General features: G+C 69.4%; 7 protein-coding genes. 5 read left to right on the top strand and 2 right to left on the bottom strand.

The window, feature by feature from the left end; all coding sequences use genetic code 11:
• From NBV68_RS15100 to NBV68_RS15090, 3 genes are all read left to right on the top strand, one after another.
• Positions 1–1,179, top strand: a 1,179-nt coding sequence (locus tag NBV68_RS15100) for a CHAT domain-containing protein (RefSeq protein WP_296311217.1), incomplete at its 5' end; no start/stop codon positions are given.
• Between the two features lie 113 nt (positions 1,180–1,292).
• On the top strand, positions 1,293–2,918 hold the full coding sequence (locus tag NBV68_RS15095; protein WP_296311215.1) for a histidine kinase: 1,626 nt from the start codon (positions 1,293–1,295) through the stop codon (positions 2,916–2,918).
• Positions 2,915–3,538: a response regulator transcription factor gene (locus tag NBV68_RS15090; protein ID WP_296311212.1), complete on the top strand. Its 624-nt coding sequence runs from the start codon at positions 2,915–2,917 to the stop codon at positions 3,536–3,538. Before NBV68_RS15095 ends, NBV68_RS15090 begins: the two co-directional genes overlap by 4 nt.
• A 45-nt stretch (positions 3,539–3,583) precedes the next feature.
• Here the strand turns inward: NBV68_RS15090 and NBV68_RS15085 are convergent, their stop codons facing one another.
• A complete protein-coding gene (locus NBV68_RS15085) occupies positions 3,584–5,854 on the bottom strand; it encodes a molybdopterin-dependent oxidoreductase (protein WP_296311209.1) in 2,271 nt (756 codons plus the stop codon).
• Complete coding sequence (locus NBV68_RS15080; protein WP_296311207.1) at positions 5,851–6,444, bottom strand: TetR/AcrR family transcriptional regulator; 594 nt, start codon at positions 6,442–6,444, stop codon at positions 5,851–5,853. Before NBV68_RS15080 ends, NBV68_RS15085 begins: the two co-directional genes overlap by 4 nt.
• Positions 6,445–6,565: 121 nt before the next feature.
• On the opposite strand from NBV68_RS15080, the gene NBV68_RS15075 reads away from it, so the two are divergent.
• Both NBV68_RS15075 and NBV68_RS15070 read left to right on the top strand, forming a co-directional pair.
• Positions 6,566–6,913 carry a hypothetical protein gene (locus NBV68_RS15075; RefSeq protein WP_296311205.1) on the top strand — a complete coding sequence of 116 codons (348 nt, stop codon included), beginning with the start codon at positions 6,566–6,568 and terminating at the stop codon, positions 6,911–6,913.
• 71 nt (positions 6,914–6,984) lie between these two features.
• Positions 6,985–8,105: ATP-binding protein (locus tag NBV68_RS15070; RefSeq protein ID WP_296311201.1), on the top strand; the 1,121-nt coding region annotated here is incomplete at its 3' end.

Genomic DNA, 8,105 nt, shown 5'->3' with positions numbered 1-8,105 from the left:
GTCGCCCGGCTTGTCGCAAGGCTGCGCTGCCGCATGGACGAAGCCAATTGCCTCTCCGACGCGGACCTCGATGTCACCTCCGACCAGACGGGTGCGCTCGAGGGGATCGACGCCTTCTTCCCGCGCTTCGATCGCGAGGCGGCCTACCGGCTCTACACCACGATATTCCAGCCGCTCGAACCCGCGCTGGGCAAGGCGAAGCGCGTCTTCGTCACGGTCGCCGGGCCGCTGGGCGGCTTGCCGCTGCCCGTCCTGATCACGCAGTTCGATCCTGCCAGGGACAAGGCCGATGCGGGCGATGTCGAGACCCTGAGGCAGTCCGCATGGCTGGGCGACCGGTACGCCTTCATCAGCCTTCCGGCGGTCTCGGCGCTGCGGATCGTGCGTCCGCGGCTCGATGCGGCCGGGCCTCGGCGCGATTTCCTCGGCTACGGAGCGCCCAGCCTAGAGGGCACGGCGGGCGCGGCGCGCAGTGTCGAGCAGGGCGGCCGCCGCCTCACGCGCGGCGCGTTGCAGGGGATCGCCGTCGCCTCCCCCGATGCCCTGCGCAAGCTGTCGCCGCTGCCGGGCACCGAGATCGAATTGAAGAGCATGGCCGCAGCTCTCGATGCACCCCCGGGCGGCCTGCGCCTCGGGCCGGCGGCGACGGAGGCTGCGCTCAAGCAGGATGACCGCCTTGCCAGCGCGGGGACCATCGCCTTTGCCACCCATGGCCTGCTGCCCAAGGAGGTCGGTCGCGGGGGCGAGCCGGGCCTTGTCTTCACGCCGCCTGCCACCGCCACCGCGCTGGACGATGGCCTGCTCACGGCGAGCGAGGCGGCCCGGCTTTCGCTCACCGCCGAGTGGCTGATTCTTTCGGCCTGCAACACCGCTGCCTCCGATGGCACGCCGGGCTCGCAAAGCCTCTCGGGCCTTGCCCGCGCCTTCCTTCATGCCGGGGCCAAGGCGATGCTGGTCAGCCACTGGCGGGTCTCGGACGAGGTGACCGCGGTGCTGACGGTGGAAACCATGCGCCTGTCGCGCACCGGCCTTCCCAAGGCCGAAGCCCTGCGCCAGGCGATGATCGCGGTGCGCACGGGCCAGCGCAACGACGGATCGGCGGTGCCGGGCTGGAAGGAGTTCTGGGCGCACCCGGCGGCATGGAGCCCCTTCGTGCTGGTGGCCGCCGACGGCAGCTAGAGCCCGTCTGCGGGGCCGGTGCGCTTCAAAATGGTCGCGCTTTGTGCTTGAAGCACATGATAGGACGCCGGGCGCATGCGGCAACACCGGCCAGCGGGGCGTGAAACGAGGGCATGCTGAAGCGCATTCTCGATTACCATTCGGGCCGCGCCATCGCCTTGTGCAGGCTTGCGCTTGCCCTGGTGTTTCTGCTTGTCCTCTATGCCGATCCCGATCAGCCGGTCCGCAACCCTGCCGAGGGGTATCTTTTCCTCGGCGGCTATGCGGTGCTCTCGCTCGCGCTGCTGGCGGCGATCTGGGACAGCTGGTGGCGCGATGTCACGCTGCGGATCCCGGCGCTGCTGCTCGATTGCGCGGTCTTCCTGATCGCCATCTACCTCACCGAGAGCAGTTCCACCGATTTCACCAGCCCGTTCCTGTCGTCGTTCATCTTCATCATCCTGACCGCCACCGTGCGCTGGGGCTGGTCGGGCATGGCGATCATCGCTGGCCTGCTGAGCGCGAGCTATCTTGCGGTCGGGGTGTGGCTCGATTGGGCCGGCTTCGATGTCGAGCTTTACCGTTTCGGTCGGCGCGGCACCTACATGATCCTGCTGTCGCTGATCCTGGTGTGGTTCGGTCTCCAGCGCCGGGTGCGCGCGGCTGCCCGCCTCGACCTGGCGAGCGAAAGCAGCGACGTGATCCCTGTCGCCGAAATCGCCGACTACGCGATGAAGGCGACCGGTTCGCCTTGCCTCTACATGGGGTGGTGGAGCAACGAGGATCCGTATGTGCTGCTGAGCGAGGTGCCGGGCACTGTTCCGGTGATCCGGCACCTGCCGCCAGACGCGCTGGCAGTCCCCGCCGACCTGCCCTTCGCCCTGTTCGATCGCGAGCGCCGGCGGCTGCTGGTGTCGACCGCGGAAGGGCGGGTGACCGCGCGGCGCGAAGCCCTGACCACGCCGCTGCTGGACTATTTCGCGATTGCCGAGGGGCTGATGATCCCGATCCGCAGCTCGTCAGGCCAGGGGGTGCTGATCCTCAGCGGCAATCCGGGCATCAGCATCGACGACCTCGCCAAGGCGCCCGCCATCGCGCAGGAGATCGCGGCTGCGCTTGACCGGCTGTTGCTTTCGCATATCTCGCGCGAGGCGGCCGTCGCGCAGCTGCGCACCACGCTGGCCCGCGACCTCCATGACAGTGTCGCTCAAACCCTCGCCGGGGTGCGCTTCCGAATCGAGGCGCTGCGTGCTCAGGTGCGCTCCGGGGGCGACGCCGAAGCCCAATTCGACGAGATGAAAGCGAGCCTCAGCGCCGAGCACCGCCATCTGCGCGAGATGATCGAGCGCCTGCGCCGCACCGATCTCGAGCCCGCGGCGGTCAGCCTGGCGGCCCAGATGCAGCGGGTGGCAGGCGAGCTCGAGCGCAACTGGCACGCCGAGGTGCGCGTGGCCACCGCACCTGCGGATCTCGCGGTGCCGGTGGCGCTGGCCTACGAAATCCAGCAGATCGCGCGCGAGGCGGTGGCAAACGGCGTGCGGCACGGCAAGGCCAAGCGCTTCACCATCGGCATATCGCGCGGTGCGGCGGGGATCGATCTCGACATCCGCGATGACGGGACGGGCTTCACCGGCACCCCCCCGCCCCATCCCCGCACGCTCGAGGAAAGAGCGCGTGCCAATGGCGGGCGGCTTGCTGTATGCGCTTGCGAGACGGGGGCGCACCTGATGATCAACCTGCCCGAGCGGAGCGAAGCATGATCAACGTCCTTGTCGCCGATGACCACCCGTTCCTGAGGGCCGGGCTCGAGGCGGTGCTGCGGACCGCCGGCATGGCGGTGGTCGCCTCGGTCGGGGACGGCGATGCCGCGCTGGCCGCGATTGCCGAGCAGGATCCCGACGTGGTGGTGCTCGATGTCGCAATGCCCGGGCGTGACGGGATCGCAGCCCTTGCCGCGCTGCGCGAGAGCGGGGACACGCGCCCGGTGGTGATACTGACCGCCAGCATCGATGACCAGCAGCTCCTCGCCGCGATCCGTCACGGAGCCTCCGGGATCGCCCTCAAGGAGGACGCCGAGGACTTCCTCATCGATTGCATCCGCGCCGCCAGCAAGGGCCGGACAACGATCGACCCCCGGCTCGCCGCACGGATCATCGATCTGACCTCGGGCGACAAGCCTGCGCGCCGGATCGATGCGCTCGGGCGGCGCGAGAAGGAGATCGTCGAGCGGGTCGCGCGGGGCTTGCGCAACCGGCAGATCGGCGAGGAGCTGTCAATGAGCGAGGGGTCGATCAAGGTCTATCTGCACACGATCTTCGAGAAGCTCGACGTGAGGAGCCGGACCGAGCTTGCCATCCTCTACCACGAGGAGACGAACTGAGGCCCGCCGCGTCAGGACCATCTTTCCGGCAAGAAGCGCGTGCGCTCAGCCGACCGGTTCGAGGCGCACCGGCACGTATTTGTGCCAGGGCGTCCCCACCACCGGATCGCGCCAACGGTAATCGGTGAGTTCGTTAAGGGCGACGCCGTGGCGGCGCACCTTGCCGTCCGGCCCCGCCACGTCGAGCCCCAGCCCGTTGGGCAGCGAGACATGGCCGCGGCGGCTGCCTTCGCTGAGCTCCACCACGGTGCGCGCGCGGGCACGGCTCGAGATGACATCAACCGCCGCTCCATCGGCCAGCCCCAGCTGCGCGGCATCATCGGGGTGGATGCGCAAGGTGCTCTCGAGCGCGCCCTTGCGCAGCCAGTCGGGGTTGCGGATCGAGGTGTTGCTGGTCTCGGTCCGGCGCTCGCCGGCCGAGAGGATGAAGGGGTACTCGGCATCGCGCGGGGGGCCTGCCGGATCGAGCGCCAGCAGCGCCTCGATCATCTCGGGGATGTGGAGGTTGATCTGCTGGCCGGGGCTGCGCAGGCGCTTCCAGCTGTCCTCGCTGTCCTGCCGCGCGAAGACCGTGCCCGAGGGCGAGCCGAGGATTGCTTCGAAGAGCCGGTTGCCCGCCAGCTGGCCTTCGTATCCCGCGCGCGCGGCCTCTTCCGGGAAGGCGCTGACGAACAGCTGCGCGACGCCCCACACGCCTGCGGCATTGCTCAAGCCTTCGGGCAGCACCGGGCCGAGAGCGCGGTAGAGCAGCACCGATGCGACCGGCATCAGCGCGGGGTTCGCGCCAATGGTCTGCATAAAGGCCATTGCCAGAGCATCGAGCCCCTGCTCCGCCGCCGCGCGCAAGGGGGCCACCTCCGCCTCTCCGAACACGCCGAGCGCCTCGCACAGATGCGCGTGGATTGCGCCCTCCTCGAGCGTACCATCGCGCGGGGGGAAGAGCGGATGGCGCAGCTGGAAGGCGTTGGCCTCGGGCTCGAAGTTGAAGAAGCTCGCCTCGGCCTTCTCGAACTGGCTGCTGGCGGGAAGCACGTAATCGGCCGCGCGCGCGGTCTCGGTCATGGCGACGTCGATGACGACGCTGACATCGAGCGCGCGCAGGGCCTCGCGCATCCGCGCCGAATCCGCGAGCGAGTGGACCGGGTTGGAACTCTCTATGATCATCGCGCGGAAGCGGTGCGGGTGATCGGTGAGGATTTCCTCGGTGATCGCGTTGCAGGGGATGAGGCCCATGACGACCGGGAAGCCTGTGACGGGCGAGCGGCGGAAGTTGCGTTCACCCGCGGTCATGCTGCTTGATCCGCCGCCCCCGCCGGCCCCCAGCGGACGGAAGGGGATGAAGGCATAGCTTGTCCCCTTCCGCCCGAAGGCCCCGGTTAGGCCGATTATCAACCGGTGCAGGTAGGAGCCGAGGGTGGAATGCACGCCCATCTGCATGCCGAGGTCTTCCATCGAGGCCATGGTCGCGGCTGCCGCCATCCGCCTTGCGGCGGCGCGCAGCAGCGTCTCTTCAACCCCGCAAACTTGCGCGAACTGGCTGACGGGAATGCGCCCGAGCGCCTCCAGCACCGGCTCGGCGTTGGCGACGTGGCCTTCCATCCAGGCGCGGTTGGCGAGGTCATCCTGAACAAGGATCGCCGCCAGCGCGCCGAGGCACCAGGCGTCGGTTCCCGGGCGGATCGCGAGGTGGAAGTCTGCCATCGCCGCGGTCTCGCTGCGGCGCGGATCGATCACGATCAGCGCGCGGCCCGGGTCGGCTGCGATCTCGCGCAGCACCAGCCGCGCGCGCGGGAATCCGTGCGATTGCCAGGGGTTCTTGCCGATCAGCAGGGCGACCTCGGCGTGCTCGAAATCGTGGTGCATCCCGCAGCCGAACATGCGCGCCTGCACCCAGGCCTCGCCGGTCTTCTCCTGCGCCAGCGCGTTCGAGCGGTAGCGCACGCCGAGCGCGGCAAGCGTGCTCTGCGAATAGACGCCGGGCAAGTGATTCCCCTGCCCTCCGCCGCCGAAGTAGAAGATGCTCTCGCCCCCGTGCTCGTCGCGCACTGCGGCAAGTTTGGCGGCGATCTCGCTGATCGCGGTAGCCCAATCGATCGCCTCGTAGGTGCCGTCGGCGCGGCGGCGCATCGGCGAGGAGAGGCGGTCGCGGCCCTGCTGATAGGCGTCCATCCGCTGCGCCTTCTCGCACAGATAGCCCTGGCTGACGGGATGGTTCTTGTCCGCGCGCACGCGGGTGATGCGCCCGCCTTCGGTCTGCACCTCGATCCCGCAGTTCAATGAGCAGATCAGGCAGGCGGTGGGTTTCCAGTCACTCATTGCGGGTCTCCCTGAATATCGGCGTAGGCATCGGCGAGGCGGCCTGCGGCATCGCGGCAAGCGGCGAGAATGGCGTCGGACAGGGCCGGATCGGGCACCGCGCGGGCCAGCGCGAGCCCGCCCGCGGCGAGCGCGAGCAGCGCCAGTTCCTCGGATGGCGGGGCCGGGTCTTGCGGATTGTCGCCATCGGTCACGACCTCGGCGAGCATCCGCTGGAACGCATCGCGCACCTCGGCGCCCGCACGCGGTGCCTCGCTGGCAAGTGCGGCGAGCGGGCAGCCGGCCTCGGGATGGTCGCGGTGCTGGCGCGACAGATAGCGGCGCGCCCGCAGCTTGCGCCGCTCGGCCCGCGTGAGCGCTTGCGGCAGCGCATCGAGGCGCTGCGCGCGCTCCGCCATTGCCGCCTCCAGCGCCGCCGCGTCGAGCGCCTGCTTGCTCGGGAAGTGGACATAGAAGCCGCCATGCGTGAGCCCGAGATCGCGCATCAGCCGCTGCACGCCGTTGCCCGCGAGCCCCTCGGCGCGCAGCCGCCTCGACGCCAGATCGAGGATCGCCGCGCGGGTGGCAGCCTTCTGTTCGGAGCGTTTCACGCGAGTCTCCTTTGCTCGCGTCGAGAATTTCACATTACATATATCATGTCAAACGCTCGCATGTAGAATATGTAGCATACGCTACAAACACCTAAAACGAACCCATGGGAGAGAATGCGCCATGATGCTGTTCCGTCTGTTCCTCGTCGCCTGCATGCTGGCGATTGTCGGCTACACAGCCGTCACCATCGCCAACCATGGCTGGAACCTCGTGCCGATCTTCTTCGGCGACATGGCGGAGATGGCCTGGCCCGGGCAATTCAATTTCGACTTCCTGTGCTTCCTGCTGCTGTCGGGAATCTGGGTATCGTGGCGCCACAACTTCCGCCCCGCCGGCCTTGCACTGGGGCTGGTCGCGGTGTTCGGCGGGATGATGTTCCTGTCGGTCTATCTGCTCGTCCAGTCGCTGCGCACCCGCGGCGAGATCGCGGCGCTAATGCTGGGGCCGGAGCGGGCTGCCGCGCGCTAGGTGGGGGAAACGCTGGAAAACTTGCAGGACGCGTCTTTGCTCGGGGCCGCCGCCTCCCTAATCCCTCCCGGGTGACAGCACATATCGACATCGGGCGCGGGCCAGGCGGAGAGGCGATCGGCATCGATCTAGCCGAGCTCCTCGCCACGCGTCTGCTGGTGCAGGGCAATTCGGGCTCGGGAAAGTCGCACCTCTTGCGCCGCCTGCTCGAGGAATGCGCCGGGCAGGTGCAGCAGATCATCATCGATCCCGAGGGCGATTTCGTCACCCTCGCCGATGCATTCGGCCATGTGGTGATCGATGCGGGTGCTTATTCGGCGCGCGAGATCGAGGAGCTTGCCGCGCGCGTGCGCCAGCACCGCGCCTCGGTGGTGCTGGCGCTGGACGAGCTCGAGGTCGAGGCCCAGATCCGCTGCGCCGCGCTGTTCCTCACCGCGCTCTTCGATGCCCCGCGCGAGAACTGGTATCCCGCGCTGGTGGTGGTCGACGAGGCGCAGATGTTCGCGCCGGCCGCCGCGGGAGAGATGAACGACGAGACCCGCCGCCTGACGCTGGCGGCGATGACCAACCTGATGTGCCGCGGGCGCAAGCGCGGCCTTGCCGGGATCGTCGCCACCCAGCGGCTCGCCAAGCTGGCCAAGAACGTCGCGGCCGAGGCGTCCAATTTCCTGATGGGGCGCACCTTCCTCGACATCGATATGCAGCGCGCCGCCGACCTGCTCGGCATGGACCGGCGGCAGGCCGAGCGTATTCGCGATCTCCAGCGCGGGCAATTCCTCGGGCTCGGCCCGGCTATCAGCCGGCGGCCGGTGGCGGTGCATGTCGGGCCGGTGCGCACGGCCGGTCGCGGGGGCGGACAGGGGCTGATCCCGCTGCCCGAAGCGGCCGAGGGTGCGATGGAGGCGCTGCTCACCGACCGCCTCGCCGAGGCCGCCGCCGCGCCCCAACAGGTGCGCCGCGCGCCCCCGTCCCCGCCGCCGCGCGCCGATCTCGAAGAAGCGCTCGCCCGCCCGCGCGCCCTGCCCGAGGTGACGCGCGCAGCCGAACCGCCCGCCCCGCCGGCTGAGCCCGAGCCCCCGGCCCCGCGCCCCGCACCCCTGCCCGCCGCCCCGGCGGCGACCGGGAGCGGCGCCACCCCCGAGGCCATCGTGCGGCACATCGCGCTCGCCGAAGGGGCGACCTATCGCCCCGC

This window comes from Erythrobacter sp. (assembly GCF_023653175.1).
In the GTDB taxonomy this organism is placed as follows: domain Bacteria; phylum Pseudomonadota; class Alphaproteobacteria; order Sphingomonadales; family Sphingomonadaceae; genus Erythrobacter.
Note: the sequence above shows the minus strand (reverse complement) of the source record. Positions and strands in the feature narration are given on the sequence as shown.